Annotated in this window: 18 protein-coding genes, 1 tRNA gene, 1 pseudogene and 1 riboswitch; of the genes and pseudogenes, 5 read left to right on the top strand and 15 right to left on the bottom strand. The window is 67.3% G+C overall.

All coding sequences use genetic code 11. The features are described from left to right. The 14 genes and pseudogenes from DFP89_RS11895 to DFP89_RS11830 form a co-directional block, all read right to left on the bottom strand. A pseudogene (locus tag DFP89_RS11895) lies at positions 1-152 on the bottom strand (IS256 family transposase); the annotation flags it as partial. Between the two features lie 64 nt (positions 153-216). After that, the gene (locus DFP89_RS11890) at positions 217-987 is read right to left on the bottom strand and encodes a DUF6538 domain-containing protein (protein WP_114349599.1); all 771 of its coding nucleotides are present in this window, start codon (positions 985-987) and stop codon (positions 217-219) included. Between the two features lie 99 nt (positions 988-1,086). Then, a tRNA-Ala gene (locus DFP89_RS11885) sits at positions 1,087-1,162 on the bottom strand. A 45-nt stretch (positions 1,163-1,207) separates the two neighbouring features. Next, complete coding sequence (locus DFP89_RS11880) at positions 1,208-1,549, bottom strand: hypothetical protein (RefSeq protein ID WP_114349598.1); 342 nt, start codon at positions 1,547-1,549, stop codon at positions 1,208-1,210. A gap of 65 nt (positions 1,550-1,614) precedes the next feature. Further along, positions 1,615-2,058 carry a thioredoxin TrxC gene (gene trxC / locus DFP89_RS11875; RefSeq protein ID WP_114349597.1) on the bottom strand — a complete coding sequence of 148 codons (444 nt, stop codon included), beginning with the start codon at positions 2,056-2,058 and terminating at the stop codon, positions 1,615-1,617. Between the two features lie 573 nt (positions 2,059-2,631). Further along, positions 2,632-5,469, bottom strand: coding sequence for an aminomethyl-transferring glycine dehydrogenase (gene gcvP, locus DFP89_RS11870; RefSeq protein ID WP_114349615.1), 2,838 nt, complete (start codon positions 5,467-5,469; stop codon positions 2,632-2,634). A gap of 125 nt (positions 5,470-5,594) precedes the next feature. Beyond that, positions 5,595-5,954, bottom strand: coding sequence for a glycine cleavage system protein GcvH (gene gcvH, locus DFP89_RS11865; RefSeq protein ID WP_114349596.1), 360 nt, complete (start codon positions 5,952-5,954; stop codon positions 5,595-5,597). A gap of 10 nt (positions 5,955-5,964) precedes the next feature. Further along, the gene (gcvT, locus tag DFP89_RS11860) at positions 5,965-7,077 is read right to left on the bottom strand and encodes a glycine cleavage system aminomethyltransferase GcvT (RefSeq protein WP_114349595.1); all 1,113 of its coding nucleotides are present in this window, start codon (positions 7,075-7,077) and stop codon (positions 5,965-5,967) included. Positions 7,078-7,208: 131 nt separating this feature from the next. Further along, a riboswitch (glycine riboswitch) is annotated at positions 7,209-7,298 on the bottom strand. 67 nt (positions 7,299-7,365) lie between these two features. Next, a complete protein-coding gene (locus tag DFP89_RS11855; RefSeq protein ID WP_114349594.1) occupies positions 7,366-8,148 on the bottom strand; it encodes an SDR family oxidoreductase in 783 nt (260 codons plus the stop codon). A gap of 61 nt (positions 8,149-8,209) precedes the next feature. After that, a complete protein-coding gene (locus DFP89_RS11850) occupies positions 8,210-8,548 on the bottom strand; it encodes a hypothetical protein (protein ID WP_114349593.1) in 339 nt (112 codons plus the stop codon). Then, a complete protein-coding gene (locus DFP89_RS11845) occupies positions 8,545-9,192 on the bottom strand; it encodes a hypothetical protein (protein ID WP_245948692.1) in 648 nt (215 codons plus the stop codon). Before DFP89_RS11845 ends, DFP89_RS11850 begins: the two co-directional genes overlap by 4 nt. A gap of 65 nt (positions 9,193-9,257) precedes the next feature. Further along, positions 9,258-10,586, bottom strand: a complete 1,329-nt coding sequence (locus DFP89_RS11840) for an ATP-binding response regulator (RefSeq protein WP_245948690.1) — start codon at positions 10,584-10,586, stop codon at positions 9,258-9,260. Positions 10,587-10,590: 4 nt separating this feature from the next. Continuing rightward, on the bottom strand, positions 10,591-11,766 hold the full coding sequence (locus DFP89_RS11835) for an FIST N-terminal domain-containing protein (RefSeq protein WP_114349591.1): 1,176 nt from the start codon (positions 11,764-11,766) through the stop codon (positions 10,591-10,593). Continuing rightward, positions 11,763-12,473: a response regulator gene (locus DFP89_RS11830; RefSeq protein WP_114349590.1), complete on the bottom strand. Its 711-nt coding sequence runs from the start codon at positions 12,471-12,473 to the stop codon at positions 11,763-11,765. Before DFP89_RS11830 ends, DFP89_RS11835 begins: the two co-directional genes overlap by 4 nt. 204 nt (positions 12,474-12,677) lie before the next feature. Between DFP89_RS11830 and DFP89_RS11825 the strand changes: the two genes are divergently transcribed. Genes DFP89_RS11825 through DFP89_RS11815 form a run of 3 tightly spaced genes read left to right on the top strand, consistent with a single transcriptional unit; the run spans position 12,678 to position 15,037 of the window. Beyond that, positions 12,678-13,673 (top strand): ABC transporter substrate-binding protein, encoded by a 996-nt coding sequence (locus DFP89_RS11825; protein WP_114349589.1) that lies wholly within the window; start codon positions 12,678-12,680, stop codon positions 13,671-13,673. 1 nt (position 13,674) lies between these two features. Further along, entirely contained in the window at positions 13,675-14,457 is a 783-nt protein-coding gene (locus DFP89_RS11820) for an ABC transporter permease (RefSeq protein WP_245948688.1), read from the top strand. Then, on the top strand, positions 14,447-15,037 hold the full coding sequence (locus tag DFP89_RS11815; protein ID WP_114349588.1) for an ATP-binding cassette domain-containing protein: 591 nt from the start codon (positions 14,447-14,449) through the stop codon (positions 15,035-15,037). The genes DFP89_RS11820 and DFP89_RS11815 overlap by 11 nt, the downstream gene beginning before the upstream one ends. On the opposite strand, the gene DFP89_RS11810 is transcribed toward DFP89_RS11815, so the two are convergent. Continuing rightward, the gene (locus DFP89_RS11810) at positions 15,025-15,801 is read right to left on the bottom strand and encodes a quinoprotein dehydrogenase-associated SoxYZ-like carrier (RefSeq protein ID WP_114349587.1); all 777 of its coding nucleotides are present in this window, start codon (positions 15,799-15,801) and stop codon (positions 15,025-15,027) included. The two genes, DFP89_RS11815 and DFP89_RS11810, sit on opposite strands and share 13 nt — an antisense overlap. 163 nt (positions 15,802-15,964) lie before the next feature. On the opposite strand from DFP89_RS11810, the gene DFP89_RS11805 reads away from it, so the two are divergent. Together DFP89_RS11805 and DFP89_RS11800 are read left to right on the top strand one after the other, a co-directional pair. Next, on the top strand, positions 15,965-17,026 hold the full coding sequence (locus tag DFP89_RS11805; RefSeq protein ID WP_114349586.1) for a quinoprotein relay system zinc metallohydrolase 2: 1,062 nt from the start codon (positions 15,965-15,967) through the stop codon (positions 17,024-17,026). Positions 17,027-17,083: 57 nt separating this feature from the next. After that, positions 17,084-22,606, top strand: coding sequence for an alpha-2-macroglobulin family protein (locus DFP89_RS11800; RefSeq protein WP_114349585.1), 5,523 nt, complete (start codon positions 17,084-17,086; stop codon positions 22,604-22,606). The last annotated feature ends 17 nt before the right edge of the window (positions 22,607-22,623 follow it).

Below are 22,623 nucleotides of genomic sequence, written 5' to 3'. Positions count from 1 at the left end.
CTTTCCTCAGCGAACGCGGCGAGGAGCGTTGCCAGCTCGGCCTCAACCGCTTGTTCGATCAGCTTGCGCGCACCCTCCCGGATGAGGTCCGTCAGTGGATCCGGCGAAAACCCCGATGGATCGGGCAGCGTGCTGATGGTAGTCTCCGACATGTGGCATATCCCTTTCTCGGCTGAGAATTGACGGCGTCTGAACACCGCCATGATATGCCGCCCCTCAGGGCATCACCAACTTTCGCGCGTTACTCTGCCTGTGATCGTCCTGAGCCTTCTCGGACCAGTCGGCGCGGGACTTCTCGGCAATCCATTCCCTGACCTTCCCGGACAGCAAGGGAGCCTCTGGGCTGGGCGCTGATGGGGCTTTGGGCGTGGGGATGACGATACCCATTTGCCGGGACCTGATGGCCTCAGAGGCGTCTAGGACGGCTTCCTGTAAGGCACGGACCAGCCGGGGACGGGAAGGGGATGACGGCGACAGACGAAGGTTGATCCCTTCCCAGCCCAGCACCTCATCAGCCTCATCCCGCCAGAAGGCATCGGACTTGCCCCGCGCATATTGGTGGCGGGTGAAGGTCGCCCAGTCCTCGGACACCTCCCCGTGTTCCTCAAAGGTCGGCAGTGGGTCCTCTGGAAGATCGCCCATGACCCGCCCATCATCATCCAGTTCCACAAAGCCACCAAGCCGGGTGTCTTCATCCTCATCCAGCAGGTGCCGGAAATACGCGGCCTTGGTCAGGGCGATCTGATCGGGTGTCAGGTCGTCAAGGATGTTGGCCCGCTCAAGCCCGACCTTCCTGCGATGTTCATCAGATCTGCGGTCAACCTCCACAGCGGCCAGACGCACCAAGCGCAATGCTTCAGCCCGATCCTTGGTCTTCAGCGAGAAGGTTTCCTCGGCCTTCGGATAGCTGTCCTTGATGTCCTGCGGGACTGCCGCGCGGTGGTAATAGACCGGCCCACGGCGGGCCAAGCGGGTGTGTCCAGTCACGGCTTCAAGCCTTATCACTGTAACACCTCTCCGTCACAATCCACCGAATTTCCCCAGCAATTGCAGGAAACTGGCAGATTTCAATGCTCTATGAGTGACTGGTGGAGCCGAGGGGAATCGAACCCCTGGCCTCATCATTGCGAACGATGCGCTCTACCAACTGAGCTACGGCCCCACAGCCGCGGTTTTTGGACCAGCGCGGGCGGCTTGTCAAGCAGGCTCAGCCGGCGACGCGGGTGCAATCGAAACTGTCCCCGCTCTGGTGCGAGAACCAGTTCATGCCGGTGTCCGTCACGCTCTGGACCACCATCCGGTCGCCGCCCGCAAGCGTGATCTCGGTCCTGCCAGACCCGATATCGCGATACCCGGCGACGGCAATCGGCTCGGCCTCGTTCGAGGGAAGATAGCTGTCGGGCATGAAGGTCATCACCGTGACACCGCAATCCCAACTGCCCATGAAGGCAAGATCGGCGGGGTCGGGCACGCCGTCCGAGGGGGCCGGGCTACAGGCAGCGATCAGGCCGAGACCGGACAGGGCGAGAGCAAGAGGCAGGCGGGACATCGCAGGCTCCGTGCGCGATTCGGATCCCTTCATCCTACGCCGCAATCCGCGCTTCCGAATGGAAATCAACTCCTCGGGACGGCGGTATCGACAAATCGCACCAGATCGCCGGCGGGGCGTGCGCCGGCCTCGCGGGCGATCTCGCGGCCGTTTCGAAACAGGATGAAGGCCGGGATGCCACGGATGTTCCAGCGCTGGCTGGCTGCCGGCTCGCGCTCGGTGTCAATCTTGGCCAGACGGGCGCGACCCTTCAGCAGTTGCGCGGCCTTCTCGAACTCTGGCGCCATCGCCCGGCAGGGGCCGCACCAGGGTGCCCAGAAATCGACAAGCAGCGGCACCTGATCGGTTTTCGCGGCCTTTTCGAGGGTTCTGGCATCGACCGCCACGGGCTTTCCCGGCATCAGCGCCACGCCACAAGTGCCGCATTTGGGGTTCGCGTCCAGCCGCTCGGCGGGAACGCCATTCACCTGTCCGCAGTCGAGGCAGGTCAGTTTCAGCTTGTCGGTCATGGCGGCTATGTCCTTGCGCGAGATGTGGCAGATGTCTGGCCGCACGGTTCAGGTTTCAAGACCCGGGTTGCCACCGACAACCGCTCCGGCGTGACCGCCTCCCGCATGGCTGGACGGCACGGCATGGTCAAACCAGGCCAGTTCGGCCGCATTTCACCGTCGGAAAAAGACTAACTGCATGCGAAATCTGAAAATTTTCGACATTTGTGGTGTAAGCATGACTGCGCGCCCATGAATCTTCTTTTCAGAATATGAACAGGGATCACCATGAAGCGCACCATCATGAATCATCGCATTCGCGATCCTGTCATCGACGGCGATCGCCGATGAATTGCGATATCAGGCCGTCTGGCGTTCCGGGAGCAATCTGTTCGATGGGCCGGTCGGCCGACCGACCTGCGCGGCATCATCGACGAGTGTCAGGCCCAAGGCCTGTACATTGTCGAGGTTTGCGACGCCAATCCCGGCCTGTACCCGGTAGAGGATCCGCAGGGCAATTGCTGAACCTGCCGCAAAGGCAAAGCCGGCCGCAGATGCCGCCGGCTTTCCATGTCGCGGATATGCGGGCAGCGCCTATTCCGCCGCCTCGGCATAGCTTTCGACCGGCGGGCAGGTGCAGATCAGGTGGCGGTCGCCATAGACGTTGTCCACCCGTCCGACCGGAGGCCAGTACTTGTCCACCCGGAACGCGCCCGCCGGGAAACAGCCCTGCTCACGCGAATATTCGCGGTCCCAGTCGGCGACCAGATCCTCGACCGTGTGGGGGGCGTGGCGCAGCGGGCTTGCCTCGGCGCTGATGCGACCCTCGGCCACATCGGTGATCTCGGCCCGGATGGCAAGGAAGGCGGTGATCAGACGGTCGATCTCGGCCTTGGTTTCCGACTCGGTCGGCTCGACCATCAAGGTGCCCGAGACCGGCCAGCTCATCGTCGGGGCGTGGAAGCCGTTGTCGATCAGGCGCTTGGCGATATCGTCCACGGTCACGCCATGCTCGGCAAAAGGACGCGTGTCCAGAATGCACTCATGCGCGACGCGGCCGCGATTGCCCATGAACAGCACCGGATAGGCGCCCGCCAAACGGCTGGCGATATAGTTCGCGTTCAGGATCGCCACGCGCGTGGCCTGCGTCAGCCCCGCGCCCCCCATCATCAGGATATAGGCCCAGGAGATCAGCAGGATCGAGGCCGACCCCCAGGGCGCGGCCGAAACCGCGCCAAGATCGCCCGTGCGCGGGTCCGAGGGCAGGAAGGGCGCCAGATGCGCCTTGACCCCGATCGGCCCCATGCCCGGACCGCCGCCGCCATGCGGGATGGCAAAGGTCTTGTGCAGGTTCAGGTGGCTGACATCGCCGCCGATCTCGCCGGGCTGAACCAGCCCGACCAGCGCATTCATATTGGCGCCGTCGATATAGACCTGCCCGCCATGATCATGGGCGATGCGGCAAACCTCGCGCACGGTGTCCTCGAAAACGCCATGCGTGCTGGGATAGGTGATCATCACCGCCGCCAGCTTGTCCCCGGCCTTCGCGGCCTTGTCGGCGAAATCCTCAAGGTCGATATCGCCATTCGGTGCCGATTTCACCACCACGACCTTCATGCCGCACATCTGCGCCGAGGCCGGGTTGGTGCCATGGGCAGAAACCGGGATCAGGCAGACATCGCGGTCTTCGCCGCGCGAGCGGTGATAGGCCGCGATGGTCAAAAGCCCCGCATATTCCCCCTGCGCGCCACTATTGGGCTGCAGCGAGAACGCGTCATAGCCGGTGATCTGGCACAGCTTGTCGGTCAGGTCGGCAAAGACCTCGTGATAGCCGGCGGCCTGATCCTCGGGCGCAAAGGGGTGCAGCGCGCCGAATTCGGGCCAGGTGATCGGCATCATCTCGGCGGCGGCATTCAGCTTCATCGTGCAGGAGCCCAGCGGGATCATCGCCCGGTCCAGTGCCAGATCGCGGTCCGACAGGCGCCGCATATAGCGCATCATCTCGGATTCGGCCCGGTTCATGTGAAAGACCGGATGGGTCAGATAGTCGCTTTCACGCAGCAGCGCGTCGGGGATCGCCGGCGCCTTTGCCGGCTCGGCCGCGTCCGAGATCCCGAACGCATCCAGCACCCGCGCGATCACGCCGGCATCCGTGGTCTCATCGACGCTGATGCCGACCCGGTCGCAGCCGACCTTGCGCAGGTTGATGCCGCGCTGGCGGGCGGCGGCCAGAATCCCGGCCTGACCGACGCCGACGCGCACGGTGAAAGTGTCGAAAAACGCCTCGGATTCGACCTCGGCCCCGGCGGCGCGCAGCGCATTGGCCAGCGTCACCGCATTCAGATGCACCCGCTGGGCGATGGCCTTCAGCCCGACCGGACCATGGAACACCGCGTAAAAGCTTGCCATCACCGCCAGCAGCGCCTGCGCCGTGCAGACGTTCGAGGTGGCTTTCTCGCGGCGGATATGCTGCTCGCGGGTCTGCAGGGACAGGCGGTAAGCCTTGTTGCCCTTGGCGTCGATGGAGACGCCGACGATGCGGCCGGGCATGGCGCGCTTCATCTCGTCGCGGCAGGCCATGAAGCCGGCATGCGGGCCGCCATAGCCCATGGGCACGCCGAACCGCTGGGCCGAGCCCACGGCGATATCGGCGCCCATCGCGCCCGGCTCTTTCAGCAGGCACAGCGCCAGCAGATCGGTGGCCACGATGGCAACAGCCCCGGCCTGATGCAGGGCCTCGCATTCGGCGCTCAGGTCGCGGACGTGACCGAAGGTGCCCGGATACTGGAAGATCGCCCCGAAGACCGTCGCGGGATCGCAGGTCTCGGGCGCGCCCTTGACGATCTCGATCCCCAGAGGCTCGGCGCGGGTCTCGATCACGGAGATGGTCTGCGGATGCAGGTTCTCGCTGACAAAAAACGCCTTGGCCTTGGATTTCGCCACGCGCTGCGCCATGGCCATGGCCTCGGCCGCCGCGGTCGCCTCATCCAGCAGCGAGGCGTTGGCCACCGGCAGCCCGGTCAGATCGGCGACCATGGTCTGGTAATTCAGCAGCGCCTCAAGCCGGCCCTGCGCGATCTCGGGCTGATAGGGCGTATAGGCGGTATACCAGGCCGGGTTTTCCAGAATATTGCGCTGGATCGCGGGCGGCGTGACGGTGCCGTAATAGCCCTGCCCGATCAGGCTGGTCATGACGCGGTTCTTGGCCGCGACCTCGCGCATGCGCGCCAACAGCCCGGCCTCGGACAGCGCCGGCCAGTCCAGCGCCTCGGCCTGCCGGATGCTTGCGGGCACGGTCTGCCCGATCAACGCCTCAAGGCTTTCGGCACCCACGACCTTCAGCATCTCGGCCATCTCGACTGGCGAGGGGCCGATATGCCGCCGGTTCGCAAAATCGTCAGGGTTATAGTCAACGGGGGTCCAGCGCGCCATCTTCGCCATCCAATCCAGTCAAAGAAACCGCCCTGCGGCTTCTTTCATGCAAAAATATCCTCGGGGGGTCCGGGGGGCGGAAAGCCCCCCGCCTTCGCCGGGCCACAAGGCCCGGCATGGCCTGCTTAGCCGATCAGGTCGTTATAGGCCGCCTCGTCCATGAAGCCGGACAGATCTACGCCACCCTGGGGCTTGATGCGGAAAAACCACGCGCTCATCGCGTCATCGTTCACCGCGCCGGGTGTGTCGGGCAGCGCCTCGTTGACAGCGGTGATGACGCCCGCGACCGGCGCCACGATATCCGACGCGGCCTTGACGGATTCGATCACCACGATTTCTTCGCCCGCTTCGACCTCGCGCCCGACTTCCGGCAGCTCGATGAAAACCACATCGCCCAGTTGCTCGCTGGCATGCGAAGTGATGCCGACGATGACTTCGTCACCGTCCTGTTTCAGCCATTCATGTTCTTCGGTGTATTTCAGCATGGCTTGCCTTTCAGCGCTTGTAGCTAGGTTTATGGAATGGAAGCGGGGCAATGGTCACGGCCACGCGCTTGCCGCGCAGCTCGGCCCAGACAGTCGCGCCCTCGGCCAGATCGGCGGGCAGGATCGCCATGGCGATGGGACCGCCGGCCGAAGGGCCAAATCCGCCCGAACAGACTTTGCCCAACGATGCGCCGCCCTCGGACGCGTCAAAGATCTCGACACCTTCACGGATCGGGGCGCGGCCTTCGGGACGCAGCCCGCGCCGGGTGCGGCTGGCGCCATTCGCCAGCTCGGCCAGAATGACGTCGGCGCCGGGGAAGCCGCCCGCGCGCGCTCCGCCCTGACGGCGGACCTTGGGGATCGACCACCCCAGCGCCGCCTCGGCGGGCCGGGTCGCGGCATCCATGTCATGGCCGTAAAGCGGCATCCCCGCCTCCAGCCGCAGGCTGTCGCGGGCGCCAAGGCCGATCGGGGCAACCTCGGGCTGCTCCAGCAGCGCCTCGGCCAAGGCAACCGCCTGCGCCTCGGGGACGGAAATCTCGTAGCCATCCTCGCCGGTGTAGCCCGAGCGGCTGATCCACAGCGTCGCGCCCTGCCAGTCGAATTCCGCCACATCCATGAACTTCATCGCGGCGACACCCGGAACCAGACGGTCCAGCACCGTCTCGGCCTTGGGGCCTTGCAGGGCCAGCAGGGCGCGGTCGGTGATCGGCTGGACGGTGATCCCTGCGCTTTCCAGCTGCCGCAGATGGGCAATGTCCTGATCGGCGCAAGCCGCATTCACGACCAGAAACAGATGATCGCCCTTGTTGGCGATCATCAGATCGTCCAGCACGCCCCCGGCATCGTTGGTGAACAGGCCGTAGCGCTGGCGCCCCTCGCCCAGCCCGGCGATATCGGCGGGGACCAGTGTTTCCAGCGCCAGCGCCGCATCCGGCCCGCGCAGGATCACCTGACCCATATGGCTGACATCGAACAGCCCTGCATCGGCACGGGTGTGCAGATGCTCGCCCAGCACACCCATCGGGTATTGCACCGGCATGTCCCAGCCGGCAAATGGCACCATTTTCGCCCCGCGGGCGATGTGCAGATCGTATAGCTTCGTGCGCCGGTTCTCGGCCATAGGCATCCCCTTTCCCGCGAGACGGATCCGCCGCTCGCTTCGATGCCCCCTCTGTCCCTACCCCATCGGGGCGCCTGAGATCGTTATCCCTTCGGCGGGCGGCCGGCAAAGGCCACCACTCTCCAGAGCGTTCAACGGAAACGGTTCTTCTTGCCTGAGAGTTTACCGGGGCGGTTGCTCCTTCGGCCCTGGCTTGCGCCAGTGTCTCCCGATTTCCAGTTTCGGTAGGTAGCGGGGCGGCGGGATTCTGGCAAGAGATTTCCTGCCGCCCGGCCCGCCGCCCCGCCCTCAGATCGAGATATTCGAGGCCCCGCCATCCAGCAGGATATTCTGCCCGATGATGAATCGCGCATGCTGGCTGCACAGGAAGGCACAGGTGGCGCCGAAATCCTCGGCGGTGCCATAGCTGTGGGTGGGGATGGTCTGTTCGCGGCGGTGGCGGGCCTCCTCGACGCTGATGCCCTCGGCCTTCGAGACGCCCAGATCCAGACTGCCGGCACGGTCGGTCGCATGGATGCCGGGCAAAAGATTGTTCACCACCACGCCCGAGGCCGCCACCTGCCGCGACATGCCGGCGACAAAGCCGGTCAGCCCGGCGCGGGCGGTGTTCGACAGGCCAAGGATGGCGATGGGCGTGCGCACCGATTGCGAGGTGATGTTGACGACCCGGCCCCAGCCGCGCTCCATCATGCCCGGAACCAGCGCCTGCATCAGCGCGACGGCGGTCAGCATATTGGCGTCGATCGCCTTGATGAAATCCTCGCGGCTCCAATCCGTCCATTTGCCGGGGGGCGGGCCGCCCGCGTTGTTGACCAGAATATCGGCCTGACCGTCCAGCGCCTCCAGCACGGCGGCGCGCCCGGCATCGGTGGTGATGTCGCCCGCGACCGGGGTTACCTTGACGCCGTATTTCGCCGCGATCTCGGCGGCGGTGGTATTCAGCGCGTCAGTGCCGCGCGCATTGATGACCAGATCGACGCCCGCTTCGGCCAGGGCCTCGGCGCAGCCGCGGCCCAGACCCTTGGAGCCGGCGCAGACCAGCCCCTTCTTGCCCCTGATGCCCAGATCCATGCGTTTCCCCTTTGCTGTCCGTTCCGGCCAAGGGAAACCTGCCCCGACCGGATTGTCCAGTTCAGAAGCACAGGATCTCGGCCTCGGCCTCGGCGCGGCGATAGGCGGCGACCATCTCGCTGACCTCGGCGCCCTGACGGAACATGCCGGTGCGCTCGCCCGGTGTCTGGCGCATGCGCAGGACCGTCTCGGCGCGGACATAGTCGTCATAGGACAGGATCTCGGCGATCCGGTCGATGGCGCAGGAACAGCGGTCCAGCATCTCGCGGGTCTGGCCATTCGTCGCCATGCAGACAAAAACGTAATCGGCCCGCGCATTGGTCGGATAGTCGTTGACCGCCTGCGCCCCGGCGGAACCGGCCCAGACGGCAAGCGCGGCGGCAGGCAGGGCGCGGATCATTGCAGCACCATTTCATTGCGATAGGCAGGCTTTCCGCCAGCCAGAGGACCGGTTTCGGCCAGCATCCGCCGGATCGGCCGGTTGGGCTGGTCCAGCACGAAACGCAGGGTCAGGCTTTCAAAGCCCAGCATCCGCGCGTGATTGGGGTCATCGGCAAAGGGGCGAAAACTTGCGACCTTTTGCCCGTCCGCCTCAGCAACCTTACCGCCGCGAAACAGCGCATCCTTAAGCCGGTTGCGGATATAGAACGGGCTGCCCCCGGTCAGCGCCGCCATGTCGCGCGTCACCGTTTCCAGAAAGAAGGTCAGCGCCGGATCCCCGGCCGAGATCGGAAACGGCCCGATCTTGCGGTTGATGCGCGCCGTCGCCTCGTCCAGCTGCAGCGCGGGCTGGCCGTCCGAGGGGTCGGTGATCTGGCGCAGCGTGACCGTACCCTGTCCCTGCGGCGCAAAGCCCTGCGCCTCGGGGCCCTTCCGGTCGATGGTCCAGACCAGCGGCGCGGCGGACAGGTCCCACGGCCCGCGCTCGGCAAAGACCAGATCGCCCGCCGCATCGGCCAGCGCCGGCGGGGCAAGGAAAAGCCCGATCAGGGCAAGGCTGCGCAACAGGTTCATATGTTCTTTCCCGGCTTTCGATTGGGCCATGGCCCCAGCTTGCCCCGCCCTGTCCGGCGGCGAAAGCCCGGCAGCGGCGGTGTCGTTCTTTGGTCCTAGGCCAGAATCCGTTGCAGGACCGATTGCAATTCCTCGGCCCGGATCGGTTTTTCCAGCATGGGCACACCCAGTTCCAGACTGGCGCGGCCGATCTCGGCGTCGCGCCGGGCCGAGACCATGATCGCTGGCACCGGCTGCCCCGCCGCCTCGCGCAGCGCCCGGATCGCCTGCAGGCCGGTATCGTCGTTATCAAGATTGTAATCCGCGATCACCACGTCCGGCGGCTCGTCGCCCATCATCGCCAGCGCCTCCGCCGTCCCGCCCGAGACCCGCGCCACCATGCCCAGACGGTCCCCCAGCAGGAACTGATAGGCCAGCCGCATGGCGTCGTCGTTTTCCACCACCAGCGCCACGCGCCCGCGCAGCGACGGGCCGGGCAGCGCCGCATCCGTCCGCGCAGGCACGACGCCCGGCGTCAGCAGCGGCAGGCTGATGCGGAACGCCGTGCCGCGCCCCGGCTCGCTGTCCAGCGCGATCGCGTGCCCCAGCTTGGCGCAGGCGCGGCGCACGATGGACAGGCCCAGCCCCATACCCGGCGCGCCGCCCTCGCGGCCGATGCGCTGGAATTCGTCGAAAATGCGCGAACGGTCCTCGGGCGCGATGCCGACGCCCGTGTCCAGAACGTCCAGCCAGGCCCGGTCGCCGCGCCGGCGCACGCCGACCAGCACCCCGCCGCGGTCGGTATATTTGATCGCGTTCGAGACCAGGTTCTGCGCGATCCGGCGCAGAAAGACCGGGTCGCTTTCCACCACCGCCGAGGTCGGCGCGAATGACAGCTTCAGCCCCTTGGCCTCGGCCATGGGCGCGTATTCGACGCCAAGACGGCTGAACAGCTGCGCCAGCTCGACCGGCTTGCGCTGGAATTCGATGCGCTGGCTGTCCAGACGGGCGATGTCCAGAACCGCGTGCATCAGCTCCTCGACCGATTCAAAGGCGCCGGACAGGCGTTGGGTCAGCTCGGACTGGAACGGGTCCAGCTGGGTGTCGCGCAGCGCCGACAGAAACAGCTTGGCGGCGGAAAGCGGTTGCAGCAGGTCATGGCTGGCCGCGCGCAGGAAGCGGGTCTTTGAGCGGTTCGCCTCTTCGGCGGCGGCGCGGGTGATGGCCAGTTCGCGGTTGCGCTCGGACAGGTCGGCCAGCGCCTGCTCCAGTTCGCGCGTGCGGGCCTGCACCTCTTGTTCCAGCGCGATTGCGGCCTGAAACATCGACCAGGCCGAGCCGCGCGCCTCTTCCAGCCGGTCGACACGCTCGGCCAGCACATCGGTGATCCGGGTCAGCTTTTCGGCCCGGCGCTGCTCGGATTCGTCGCCCCGCAGAAAGATCATCGCATCACCCCGGTGCCGGCGGCATCAGGGCCATGCCGACAAAGGTCTGGTTCACATGCATGCCGCCATGCTGTTCGCCATAAGTGTTGAAGCCGGCGACGCGGTAGCGTGCCAAAAGCCGCGACATCTGCCCGACCATGCCCGCGCGTTCCAGCGCAAGACGCCGCAGGATGCAGTCGAACCCCAAGACCATCAGCGGCATCTGCGGCAAGGCGTCCAGCGCGGCGGCAAAGCCCCGTGTCATGTCCATGGCCCGGCCGACGGTCAGGATATTCCCGGCCTCGATCCCCGACAAAAGCTGCAAGCCGCCCTCGGGTGTCACGGCGCGGATGGCGCGGACATGATCACGCCGCCCGGCGCGCAGCAGCAGCGGGTGGCGGGCGAATTCCGTGGGGGTCAGCGCGCTTTCGGGAATGCCCGCCAGCCGGGCATATTCCTGCGCAGCGGGTTCGGCATTCAGTTCCAGAATGGTGCGGTTCTGCGGATCGGCGGCGGTGACCACCGCCCGCCGCCCGGTCGGGCTGAAATGCGAAAACGAGATCTCCGCCACCGCCAGATCGGTCTCGATCAGCAAGAACACCGCCGAGCCGTGATGCTCCCGGCCATCGGCAATGATCGAGCTTTGTTCGAAATTGATTCCCTTGGCCGTCGAGGCGCCCACGACCGGCAGTCCCGGCATCGCCGCGTCCAGCGTGGCGGCCAGCACATCCTCGTGCCGGGCCAGCGCATCGGCCAGCAGAACGCCAAAGCTGGACCGCCGCAAATCGGGGCGGAACCCGGTATGCAGCCGGCGCAGGCTGGCCATCCAGCCCGAGACCGGCACCTGCGCCTGATCGGGCAGCACGCAGACGCCGACGCGAAAGCTGGCGGCGGGAAAGCCCAGCGCGACCACCGCGTCCTGCGCATAGCCCGCCGGGCCGATCTCGCCCGCGGATGAGCAGCCGACGATATGGCAGCCGCCGCCCAGACGTTCGCCCAGCCCCGCGCCCAGATCGGCAAGCCCGCCGGCGGGCATTCCAAAGATCAGCACAAGCGAGGGCGATAGCGGCGCCAGCTCGCCGGCGATGCGCGCCGCCAGATCATCCGCCCCGGCCGGAACCTCGACCACCACCGGCGCAATGGACGTCAGACCGGCCGCAGCCGGGGCAATCGCGACCGGCTCGGGCAGGGCCAAGCTCATGTCGGCGCAAACAGCCTGACGCTATTGGCCAAGAGCACCGCCTGTGTCCGCCGCCGGGCGTTGATCTTGGACATGATGGCGGTGATATGCGTCTTGACCGTGGCCTCGGCGATCGAGAGCTCGTAGCTGATTTCCTTGTTCGCCTTGCCCTGACAGATCAGCCGCAGGATCTTCATCTGCTGCGGCGTCAGGCTGGAAAAGCGCCGCGCCAGCTCGACGCGGGCGGCGTCGTCTTCGCCCGCGCTTTCCGGCTCATAGCTGTCGGGGGTCACGCGCTCGCCGTCCCACATGCGGCGCAGGCTGTCCACCAGCGCCTCGCGGCCCAGCGATTTCGAGATATAGCCCTGCGCCCCCGCCGCCATCGCCGCCGAGATCATGGCGTTTTCCAGATCGGCCGAGATCATGGTGATCGGCACCCCCGGAATCTGGCGGCGCAGCGTGACCAGCCCCTCGGATCCGCGGGCATCGGGCAGGTTCAGGTCGAGAATCACCGCATCGGGCACGCCTTGGCTGCGAATCTGTTCCTGGGCCGAGGCGAGGCTGCGTGCGGTACGTACATTCTTCAACCCGAAGCTGATCTTGAGCGTCAGCGCAAGCGCGTCGCACATCAGCGGATGGTCGTCCACGATCAGGATTTCGCGCACGCGATCGGCGGAAATCCTTGGCGTGCCGGCCTGATCCTGGACTTGCTGTGTTGCAAGAGCCATCGTTCTCCTCCCAAAGAAACGGATGGTAAGCGGCGACATTTTCGCCGTCCGCACCCCCTATCTTAGGCCGCTGGCGGAATGGCGCAAGCGTCATAGCAGTGGCCGCCATGGCGCGACCGGCGGGATTGCGCTACGACTTCGGGCGTATTGGCCAATCCGTCCAGTCATGGCAGGTTACCCGCAGCGAAAAAAAGGAAAAATGCCATGCATTTGACCAGACGATACATCCTGACGGGCGGCGCGCTGGCGCTGTCGGCACTTGTCCTGCCCGCCCGCGCGCAAACCGCCCCGACGCTGCCGGTCATCCGCATCGGCACGCTGGAAAACGGCACGGTGAACTGGGAAATCCAGACCATCCGCAATGCCGGGCTGGACCGCGAAAACGGCTTTGAGCTGGTGCCGACGCCGCTGGCCGGAAACCCCGCCACGCAGGTCGCCATGCAGGGGGGCGAGGTCGATACCATCGTCTCGGACTGGCTGTGGGTGGCCGAACAGCGCGCCAAAGGGGCGGATTTCACCTTCCTGCCCTATTCGACCGCGGTGGGCGGGGTCATGGTCGCCGCCAACAGCCCGGCGCAGACGCTGGCCGATCTGGCGGGCAAAAAAATCGGCATCGCTGGCGGCCCGGTCGATAAAAGCTGGCTGATCCTGCGGGCCTGGTCGCGCGCGAAACTGGGCCAGGATCTGGCCGAGAACACCACCCAGGTCTTTGGCGCGCCACCGATGATCAAGAACGCGGCCGAAACCGGCGAGGTCGATGCCGCGATCAATTTCTGGCATTTTCAGGCCAAGATGCAGGCCGCCGGGATGCGGCAGCTGATCTCGGTCACGGATGCGGCGCGCGATCTGGGGCTGGACCCCGCAACGCCGCTGCTGGGCTATGTGCTGCGCGACGGCTGGATCGCCGAAAACCCCGAAATCGCCGCCGGTTTCGCCCGTGCCTCGCGCGCGGCCAAGGATCTGCTGGCCCGCGACGATGCCGCATGGGAGGCGCTGCGCCCGATCATGAATGCCGCCGACGATGCCGAGTTCGAGGCCCTGAAGGCTGGCTGGCGCGCGGGCATTCCCCCGCCCGGCCCGGTCGACGCCGCCAATGCGCAAAAGATCTTTGCCACCATGGCGGAACTGGGCGGTGATGAGTTGACCGGCGGGCTGACCACATTGCCCGAAGGCCTGTTCTGGTCGCCGGAACCGTCCTGACTTGACCGATGCCCCCAAGACCCGGCCCCTGCGCCCCGGCCTGTTGCCGGGGCTGGCCTCGATCGCGGCCATGCTGGTTCTGTGGGCCATCGCCTCGCAACTGACCGACCGGCCGCAGACGCTGCCCGCACCATGGGAGGTGGCCGCGCGGATCGGCCAGCTTGCCACCTCGGGAGAGCTGTGGTTCAACGCCGGCATGACGCTGATGCGCGTGGGGCTGAGCTTTGCTTTCGCGATGGCCCTGGGCATGGCGCTGGGGCTGGTCATGGGCCGTTCGCGCGCTGCCGATGACTGGCTGAACCCGGCGCTGATCATCGGGCTGAACGTGCCGGCGCTGGTGGTGATCGTGCTGTGCTATATCTGGATCGGCCTGAATGAGACCGCCGCCATCATCGCCGTGGCACTGAACAAGATCCCCCTTGTCACCGTCATGATCCGCGAGGGCGCCCGTGCCCTGCGCCCCGATCTGGACGAGATGGCGCGCGCATTCCGCATGGCCCCGATGGCGCGGCTGCGCCATGTCGTGCTGCCCCAGCTTGCGCCGCAGATCGCGGCTTCGGCCCGCGCCGGCATCGCGCTGATCTGGAAGATCGTGCTGGTGGTCGAATTTCTTGGCCGCTCGAACGGGGTCGGCTTCAAGATCCACCTGCTGTTCTCCAGCTTCGACGTCGAGGGCGTGCTGGCCTGGGCGCTGGCCTTTGTCGCGGTCATGCTGGCCATCGACCTGCTGATCCTGCGCCCCTGGGAACGCCGCGCCAATCGCTGGAGGCAGGATGCGGCTTGAACTGATCTCGAAAGGCTTTGGCATGCGCGAGGTGCTGGGGGCGCTGACCCTAAGCTTGGCGCGCGGGGAAAGGCTGGCTGTGCTGGGCCCCTCGGGGATCGGGAAGTCGACGCTTTTGCGCATCCTTGCCGGGCTGGACACTGAATTTCGCGGCACCCTGACCGGGGATGCGCGCCGCGCCGTGGTGTTTCAGGAACCCGTGCTGCTGCCCTGGCGCGATGCGCTGGCCAATATCGTGATCGCCACCGGCTGCGCGCCCGAACTGGCGCGGGACTGGCTGGCGCAGGTCGGGCTGGCCGGGCATGAGGCGAAGTTCCCCCGCCAATTGTCCCTGGGTCAGCAACGGCGGCTGGCGCTGGCCCGCGCCTTTGCCGCCGCACCCGACATCCTGCTGATGGATGAACCCTTTGCCTCGCTGGACGGGGAAACCGCTGCGCGCATGGTGGCGCTGACCGACGCGCTGCTGACGCGGACCGGCGCTGGCCTTTTGCTGGTCACCCATGCCCCGGACGAGGCCCGCGCCCTGAACGCGCAGGCATGGCACCTGTCGGGCCAGCCGGCCCGGCTTCAGAAGGACTGATCCCAGACCCGCCCCTCGGTATCCTGCGCATGGACGGTGACCGCGCCCTGACCCGGCGCATGGGCAAAGCGGAATACCGGGTCTTCGGAGATCGAGATCCCGGCCTCCATGGTGAACAGGGGTGTTTCGCCCTGCCTGACCTCAAGCACCTGAATGAACTCGGCCGGGATGGTCAGCAGCGACACCTGATCGCGCTGCAATCCCGAAAAATTCGGATGCCGGATCATCAGCGTGCCAAAGGGGCGGCCGGCCTCGTCGGACTGGCGAAAGCGCATCTCGCCCATGGTGGCGCGCACCTCGTCCATGCTTTTTCCCGCAGGCGCCGCGCAGCCGCCCGAGGCCTTGACGTAACGCCCGGCCATGACCTGCCGCCCGTCCTCAAGCGTGGCGATGGCGCGCAGGTCGGAATAGGTGTTCACGCGGATCCGCACCTCGAAATCCAGCGGCATCAGCGCCTTGCCAAAGCTGAATTCGGCGGCGACCGGCGCGGGATTGCCATCGACCACCAGCACCAGTTGGGTGATCGCGGGCGCGCCCGGCGGCTGGGTGATGCGCACCGGCACCAGCGCCGGATTGTCGGCACGCTTGGGCGCATCCAGCAACAAGACCGAGGGGTCCAGCGGCGGCTCGTCCTCGGTGCCGATGATGCTCAGCCGCAGGTCGTCCCAGAGCGGCGAGGGCAGCAGCGGGTTTTCCACCTCTTGCGCAAGGACAGGACCAGCCAGCAATGACAGGATCAGCGCCAGCCTTGGGGCAATTCGCATATCCGGTTCCTTCTTGCCATGCGCCGGCAGGGGCGGCGCGGTCAGAATGCGGACGCAGTGATGCTACGCTGGCGCGGGGACCAGTCAAGCGGCCAAAGGTCTTAGGTGGCCGGGATCGCGGGGCTGTGATAGGCTGCCCGGACCGGAGGGGCCGGAAAATATCATGTTCCATCTGATCCTTGCCGCCTGCCTAGCCAGCGCGCCCGAGACCTGCGAGCCGCGCCTTCTGCCTGCCGGCGAGGCCCGCGCCCGCGAGGATTGCGAGATGCGCGCCGGCCCCATCGCCGCCGACTGGCTGGCACGGCATCCCGACCTGACCGCCGGGGCCAAGCCGCGCTGCGTGGAAACCACTGACCTGCCGGCATTGGACATGCCCGAGATCGCCCCCGGAGTGCATGTCCATCAGGGCGAAATGGCGCAGCTTTCGCCGCAGAACCGCGGCCGGATCGCGAACCTGTCCTTTGTCATCGGCGATGACGCGGTGGCGGTGATCGATGCCGGCGGCAGCCGCGCCGAGGGCGAGGCGCTTTACGCCGCCATCCGGCAGCACACCGACAAGCCGGTGCGCCACCTGATCCTGACCCATATGCATCCCGACCACATCCTGGGCGCCGAGGTTTTCTCTGAGGCCGGGGCCACGATCCATGCCGATGCCCGCCTGCCCGATGCGGTGGCGCAGCGGGCGCCGACATGGATGGTCTCGATCCCCGAACAGATCGGCGTCGCCGCCTTTGCCAGCACCCGCATCGCCACCATCGATCACCGGATCGAGACGCCGCAGACCGTGGCGCTTGGCGGGCGCAGCCTGCTTCTGCGGCCGGTGGCGACCGCGCATACCGATACCGACATGACGGTGTTCGATGACGGCTCGGCCACGCTTTTCGCGGGCGATCTGATCGCGATGGGGCTGACGCCGTCGCTGGACGGATCGCTTAAGGGCTGGCTCGACTGGCTGGACACCCCACCCGATCCGGCACCCGAACGCATCGTGCCCGGCCATGGCCCGGTGACCGCCGACTGGGACAAGGCCATCGCCCCCACCCGTGCCTATCTGACCGGATTGCGCGATGCGACACGGGCGGCGGTGGCGCAGGGCCAGCCCCTGTCGCAGGCGGTGCCGGCCATTCTTGCGGCCATGCAGCCCATGGCCGGGATCTGGGCCGATTTCGACGCCACCACGGCACGCAATGCCTCGGCCGCCTATGCCGAACTGGAATGGGAATAGATTGCCTCGTCGGGGACAGGATGGCACAAAGATGCATTGCATCACGGAGGTTTGGTCATGGCTCGTTCCGCATGGCATGGTTTCATTGTCGCCGCCCTGTCCGGGTTTTTGATCGCGGGCACGGCCATTGCCGATGACAGCCCGCTGCCCGAACGCCGGCTTAGCCTGATGGCCAATACCGACATGCCCGGCGGCGATCTGGCGCAGCTTTTCGACACCACGCTGCAAGCCTGCGTTCAGGCCTGCGCCGGCAATGCCGAATGCCGCAGCCTGACCTATAACGAACGCGCCCGCGCCTGTTTCCCCAAGGGTCAGGCCGGTGCGCCCGCACCCTTTGACGGCGCGATTTCGGGCTATGCGGTCAGCCCCTCGCCCGAGGCCATCGCCAGCGCCATCGCCCGCGCCGGGGCGGCGCCGTTCCTGACGGCCGATGACCTCTCTTCGGCGCTGACGCAGGCGCGGACATTCGCCGCCATGCAAAGACCGCTGCCTGCATCTGGCAGCGACCGGGCCGAGATCCGGTCACTGGAATATGGCGGCAACCTGTCGGCCGCGACCCAGCTTCTGGCCGCCTATGTGGCGCGCGACGATCTGGCGCAGGACTGGGTCGATCTGGCCCGCATGACCCTGCGCGCCGAGGATGGCAGCCAGCAGGCGGCCTCGACCGCGCAGATGGCGCTGAACGGCTATCTGCGCGCCGAAGAGGATGTCGTGGCCGGACAGGCGCTTTACTATCTGGCCCGCAGCTATGACCATCTGGATCGCGGCCGCGACGGGCTGGCCGCGCTGCGTCTGGCGCGGCAGATCGCGCCCGGCAATCCCGACATCACCTCGGCCCTGGAACAGTCCGAGGCCCGCAACGGCCTGCGCGTCACCGACAGCCGCGTCGAGGCGGATGGCAAGATGCCGCGCTTTTGCGCCGTGATGACGCGTGAGCTGTCCCCGTCGACCGATTACGCCCCCTTCCTGCGCCTGCCCGAGGGGGACCTGACGGTTGAGGCCGACGGCCAGCAGCTTTGCGTGGCCGGCCTGACCCATGGCCAGAATATCGAGCTGACCCTGCGCGCCGGCCTGCCTGCGGCGGATGGCGAGACGCTGGCCAGCGACGTGACCCTGAAGGGTTATATCCGCGACCGCTCGCCCGAAGTGCGCTTTCCCGGCCGCGCCTATGTGCTGCCCGCCTCGGGCGATCAGCGGCTGGCCATGGTCACCGTCAATGCCGAGCTGATCGACCTGCGCCTGCTGCGCATTTCCGACCGCAACCTGATCCGCACCATGTCCGAAAGCATGTTCGCGACGCCTCTGGACAGCTGGCAGGCGGAATATTTCTCGGAGCAGATGGCGCGCGAGGTCTGGAAAGGCGCGGCCGAGGTCGCCCGCCCGATGGGTCAGGACAGCATGAACCGCGAGCTGACCACCAGCCTTGCCATCCCCGCCGAGGCCGGCCCGCTGGAACCCGGCATCTATATCCTCGAGGCGCATATCGCCAACAAGGCAGTCTCGGATACCGGGCTGGCGACGCAATGGTTCGTGATCTCGGATTTCGGCATCTCGACATTTTCCGGCGCGGACGGGCTGACCGTCGCGGTGCGCAGCCTGCGCGACACCGGCGCCAAGCCGGGGGCCGAAGTGGCGCTGCTCAGCCGCTCGAACGAGGTGCTGGCGCGGGCGGTGACCGACGATCAGGGCATTGCTCGCTTTGACCCCGGCCTGAGCCTTGGCCGGAACGGCGCCGAACCCGCGCTGGTCACCGTGACCGAATGGCAGGGCGAGGGGGCGGACCGCGCGCCGCGCGACATGGCCTTCCTGTCGCTGTCGGACCCGGAGTTCGATCTGTCGGATCGCGGGGTAGAGGGCGCGCCGCCCGCGCCGCCGATCGATCTGTTCGTCGCCACCGATCGCGGCGCCTATCGCGTCGGCGAAACCGTCAACGCCACCGTCCTGACCCGCAATGCCGAGGCCCGGGCGCTGGAAAACCTGCCGCTGACCGCCGTGATCCTGCGCCCTGACGGGGTCGAACAGACCCGCTTTGCCCCGACGCCCCTTGGCGCGGGCGGCAGCACGCTGGCCTGGGCCATCCCCGGCAATGCCCCGCGCGGCACATGGCGGCTGGAACTGCGCACCGAGGCGGACGGCCCGGCCCTTGCCACCGCGCGCCTGCTGATCGAGGACTTCCTGCCCGAGCGCATCGATTTCACCCCGAAACTGCCCGAAGGCCCGGCCCGCGCAGGCGGCACTCTGGACGTGTCGCTGGCCGCGCATTGGCTGTTCGGCGCCCCCGCCGCCAATCTGCCGGTCGAGGGGCAGCAGCGTCTTGCCCCCACGCGCAGCCTTGCCGGCCATGACGGCTACAGCTTTGGCCGTCAGGATGACGACACCCAGCCGGTGAACGAAAGCCTGCCCTCGGGCGTGACCGATGCAGAGGGCAACTACAGCACGCAGATCACCTTGCCCGACGCCGCGACGCTGGGCCCGCGCCCCTATCAGGCCGAGGTGATCCTGAGTATCCGCGAAGGCGCCGGCCGCCCGGTCGAGCGGACCGAAAGCCGCATCGTCATGCCCGAGGCCCCGGTCATCGGCATCAAGCCCCTGTTCGAGGGCGACACCGTGCCGGAAAAATCCGAGGCGCGCTTTTCGCTGCTGGCCATCGGGCCGGACCTGAAACCCGCCACCGCGCCGGTGCGCTGGGTGCTGAACCGCATCGACACCGATTACCAATGGTATTCCGTCGGCGGCCAATGGAACTGGGAGGCGATCACCACACGCACCCGCGTCAGCGAGGGCGTGGCCGAGCCGGGCGCAACCCCGGTCGAAATCGCCGCCATGGTCGAATGGGGCCAGTATGAGCTGCTGGCCGAACCGGCATCCGGTCAGGGCGGGCAAAGCTCGGTCCAGTTCTATGCCGGCTGGGGCGCGGTTGCCACCTCGGGCACCGAAACGCCCGACCGCTTGCAGGTCGTGCTGGACCAGCCAGCCTATCGCAGCGGCGATACCGCGCGCGTCAAGGTGCAGGCGATCTCGGACGGGCTGGGGCTGGTCTCGGTCCTGTCGAACAAGCTGGTGTCGATGCAGACCGTCGCGCTGAGCGCGGGCGAAAACGACATCGAACTGCCGGTGACGGACGATTGGGGCGCGGGCGTCTATGTGACCGTCAGCGCCATCCGCCCGCTGGAAGGCGCCAAGCCCGGCGACCGCCAGCCGGTGCGCGCCATGGGTCTGGCCCATGCCGCCGTCGATCCGGGCGACCGCAAGCTGGCCGCCAGTATCGAGGCGCCGCAGGAAACCCGTCCGCGCGGCGTCATTCCGGTCGCGCTGAAAGTGGACGGCGCTGGCGGAGAGACCGTCCATGCCACCGTCGCGGCGGTCGATCAGGGCATCCTGAACCTGACCGGCTATACGCCCCCCGATCCCGGCAAGCATTATTTCGGCCAGCGCCGGCTGGGCGTCGGGCTGCGCGATCTTTACGGGCGGCTGATCCTGCCGACCGGCGCCCCGGACGGGGCGCTGCGTCAGGGCGGCGACGCCAGTCTTGCCGCCAATGCCGAGGCCCCGCCCCCCACCGAAAAGCTGATGAGCTGGTTTTCCGGCCCGGTCACGCTGGGCGATGACGGCACCGCCAGACTGGACATCCCCGTCGGCGATTTCAACGGCGAGGTCCGGGTCATGGCCGTGGTCTGGTCGGCAAAGGGCGTGGGCCAGTCCGACGCCTCGGTGCTTGTGCGCGACCCGGTGGTGCTGACCGTGACCGCGCCCGCCTTCCTTGCGCCGGGCGATCAGGCGCAGGTCGGGCTGCGGCTGACCCGCACCTCGGGTCCTGCGGGCGAGATGCGGCTGGCGGTCCAGCAGACCGGCGGCGACGCGCCCCTGACCACCAGCCTTGCCACTGACAGCGTCGAACTGACCGACGCCAGCAACGAGGCCGCGACCCAAATGGCCGTCACTGCCGGCCAGACCGAGGGTAGGGCCGAATTGCGCCTGACCCTGACCACGCCCGACGGCACGGCGCTGACCAAGGACATCACCATCCCCGTCGCCCTGAACGAGGCCGATATCCAGCGTCAGGACCGGCTGGAGCTGGCGCCGGGGCAAAGCGTCTCGGTCCCGCCCGCGCTGACCGAAAACATGCTGCCCGGCGCGCTTTTGACCGCGGCGGTCGGCCCCTATGCGCGGCTGGACGTAGCGGGCGCGCTGGCGCGGCTGTCGCGCTATCCCTATGGCTGCACCGAGCAGCTGACCTCGGGGGCGATGCCGCTTTTGTATCTCAGCGGGCTGGAAAGCCTTGAGGGGATCGAGGATGCGGGCGCCGCCGAAACCGGCAAGCGCGTGCAGGATGCCATCGGCCAGATCCTGACCCGGCAATCGTCGAATGGCGGCTTTGGGCTGTGGTATGCGGATTCGGGCGATCTGTGGCTGGAATCCTATGTCACCGACTTCCTGTCGCGGGCGCGGGCCATGGGCTATCAGGTGCCCGACAGCGCCATGAAACAGGCGATCAACAACCTGCGCAATCGCGCCAATTACGCGACCGAACCGCAACATGCCTCGGCCGAGGAAAACGCGGCTTTGGCCTATGCGCTGATGGTGCTGGCGCGGGAACGGGCGGCGACGGTGGGCGATCTGCGCTATTACGCCGATACCGTGCCCGATGCCTTCTCGACCCCGATGGCGGCGGCCAATCTGGGGGCGGCGCTGGCCTCTTATGGCGATCAGGCCCGCGCCGACCGGCTGTTCCGCCGCGCGGGCGAGACCGTCGATCTGAGCGGCACCGAGCCCTATCGCTATCGCCCGGATTACGGCACCCGCCTGCGCGATGCGACGGCGCTGCTGGCGCTGGCGGCGGATGCGAAATCGCAGGCGGTCGATACCGCCGCGCTGACCAGCGCGGTCGCCGAACGCATCGCCCGGACCGAGCAGTCGGGCCACGGCCTGTCGACGCAGGAATCGATCTGGACCGTGCTGGCGGCCCGCGCTTTGGCGCAATCGGTGCCGCCCGCCGCACTGAATGGCGTCACCCTGACCCAGCCGGTCGCCAGCCTGCCCGATACGGCGGCCAGCATCGCCAATAACGGCGACCAGCCGCTTGAGGTGACGCTGACCGCGACCGGCAAGCCCACGACCCCGCCCATGGCAGGCGGGCGCGGCTATCGGATCGAGCGCAGCTATTTCACCCCCGAGGGCCAGCCGATCGACCCGGCATCGCTGGCGCAGGGCACGCGCATGGTGGTGCGGGTGCAGGTCTGGCCCGAAACCACGGGCCAGGGCGGGGCCGGCGGCCGGCTGGTCGTTTCGGACCCGCTGCCGGCAGGCTGGGAAATCGACAACCCGAACCTGCTGCGCGCGGGCGATGTCTCGGCCCTGGACTGGCTGGAAGGCCAGACCTCGGCCGAGATGACCGAGTTCCGCGCCGACCGTTTCGCGGCGGCGCTGACCTGGACCTCGGACCAGCCCTTCAGCCTGGTCTATATCGTGCGCGCGGTGACGCCCGGCAGCTTCCGCCACCCCGCCGCCAGCGTCGAGGACATGTACCGCCCCGAATACCGCGCCTGGAGTGCGGGCGGCACGGTGACCGTGACGCGCTAGGGGCGCGAAACACCCCA

The sequence above is a fragment of the Paracoccus lutimaris genome (assembly GCF_003337565.1).
Classification (GTDB): domain Bacteria; phylum Pseudomonadota; class Alphaproteobacteria; order Rhodobacterales; family Rhodobacteraceae; genus Paracoccus; species Paracoccus lutimaris.
Note: the sequence above shows the minus strand (reverse complement) of the source record. Positions and strands in the feature narration are given on the sequence as shown.

What these genes read in the sequence shown, in the direction of transcription:
- DFP89_RS11880 (WP_114349598.1), bottom strand. Translation starts at nt 1,549, where the DNA reads ATGTCCCGCCTGCCTCTTGCTCTCGCCCTGTCCGGTCTCGGCCTGATC.
- trxC (WP_114349597.1), bottom strand. Translation starts at nt 2,058, where the DNA reads ATGACCGACAAGCTGAAACTGACCTGCCTCGACTGCGGACAGGTGAAT.
- gcvP (WP_114349615.1), bottom strand. Translation starts at nt 5,469, where the DNA reads ATGGCGCGCTGGACCCCCGTTGACTATAACCCTGACGATTTTGCGAAC.
- gcvH (WP_114349596.1), bottom strand. Translation starts at nt 5,954, where the DNA reads ATGCTGAAATACACCGAAGAACATGAATGGCTGAAACAGGACGGTGAC.
- gcvT (WP_114349595.1), bottom strand. Translation starts at nt 7,077, where the DNA reads ATGGCCGAGAACCGGCGCACGAAGCTATACGATCTGCACATCGCCCGC.
- DFP89_RS11855 (WP_114349594.1), bottom strand. Translation starts at nt 8,148, where the DNA reads ATGGATCTGGGCATCAGGGGCAAGAAGGGGCTGGTCTGCGCCGGCTCC.
- DFP89_RS11850 (WP_114349593.1), bottom strand. Translation starts at nt 8,548, where the DNA reads ATGATCCGCGCCCTGCCTGCCGCCGCGCTTGCCGTCTGGGCCGGTTCC.
- DFP89_RS11845 (WP_245948692.1), bottom strand. Translation starts at nt 9,192, where the DNA reads ATGGCCCAATCGAAAGCCGGGAAAGAACATATGAACCTGTTGCGCAGC.
- DFP89_RS11840 (WP_245948690.1), bottom strand. Translation starts at nt 10,586, where the DNA reads ATGATCTTTCTGCGGGGCGACGAATCCGAGCAGCGCCGGGCCGAAAAG.
- DFP89_RS11835 (WP_114349591.1), bottom strand. Translation starts at nt 11,766, where the DNA reads ATGAGCTTGGCCCTGCCCGAGCCGGTCGCGATTGCCCCGGCTGCGGCC.
- DFP89_RS11830 (WP_114349590.1), bottom strand. Translation starts at nt 12,473, where the DNA reads ATGGCTCTTGCAACACAGCAAGTCCAGGATCAGGCCGGCACGCCAAGG.
- DFP89_RS11825 (WP_114349589.1), top strand. Translation starts at nt 12,678, where the DNA reads ATGCATTTGACCAGACGATACATCCTGACGGGCGGCGCGCTGGCGCTG.
- DFP89_RS11815 (WP_114349588.1), top strand. Translation starts at nt 14,447, where the DNA reads ATGCGGCTTGAACTGATCTCGAAAGGCTTTGGCATGCGCGAGGTGCTG.
- DFP89_RS11810 (WP_114349587.1), bottom strand. Translation starts at nt 15,801, where the DNA reads ATGCGAATTGCCCCAAGGCTGGCGCTGATCCTGTCATTGCTGGCTGGT.
- DFP89_RS11805 (WP_114349586.1), top strand. Translation starts at nt 15,965, where the DNA reads ATGTTCCATCTGATCCTTGCCGCCTGCCTAGCCAGCGCGCCCGAGACC.
- DFP89_RS11800 (WP_114349585.1), top strand. Translation starts at nt 17,084, where the DNA reads ATGGCTCGTTCCGCATGGCATGGTTTCATTGTCGCCGCCCTGTCCGGG.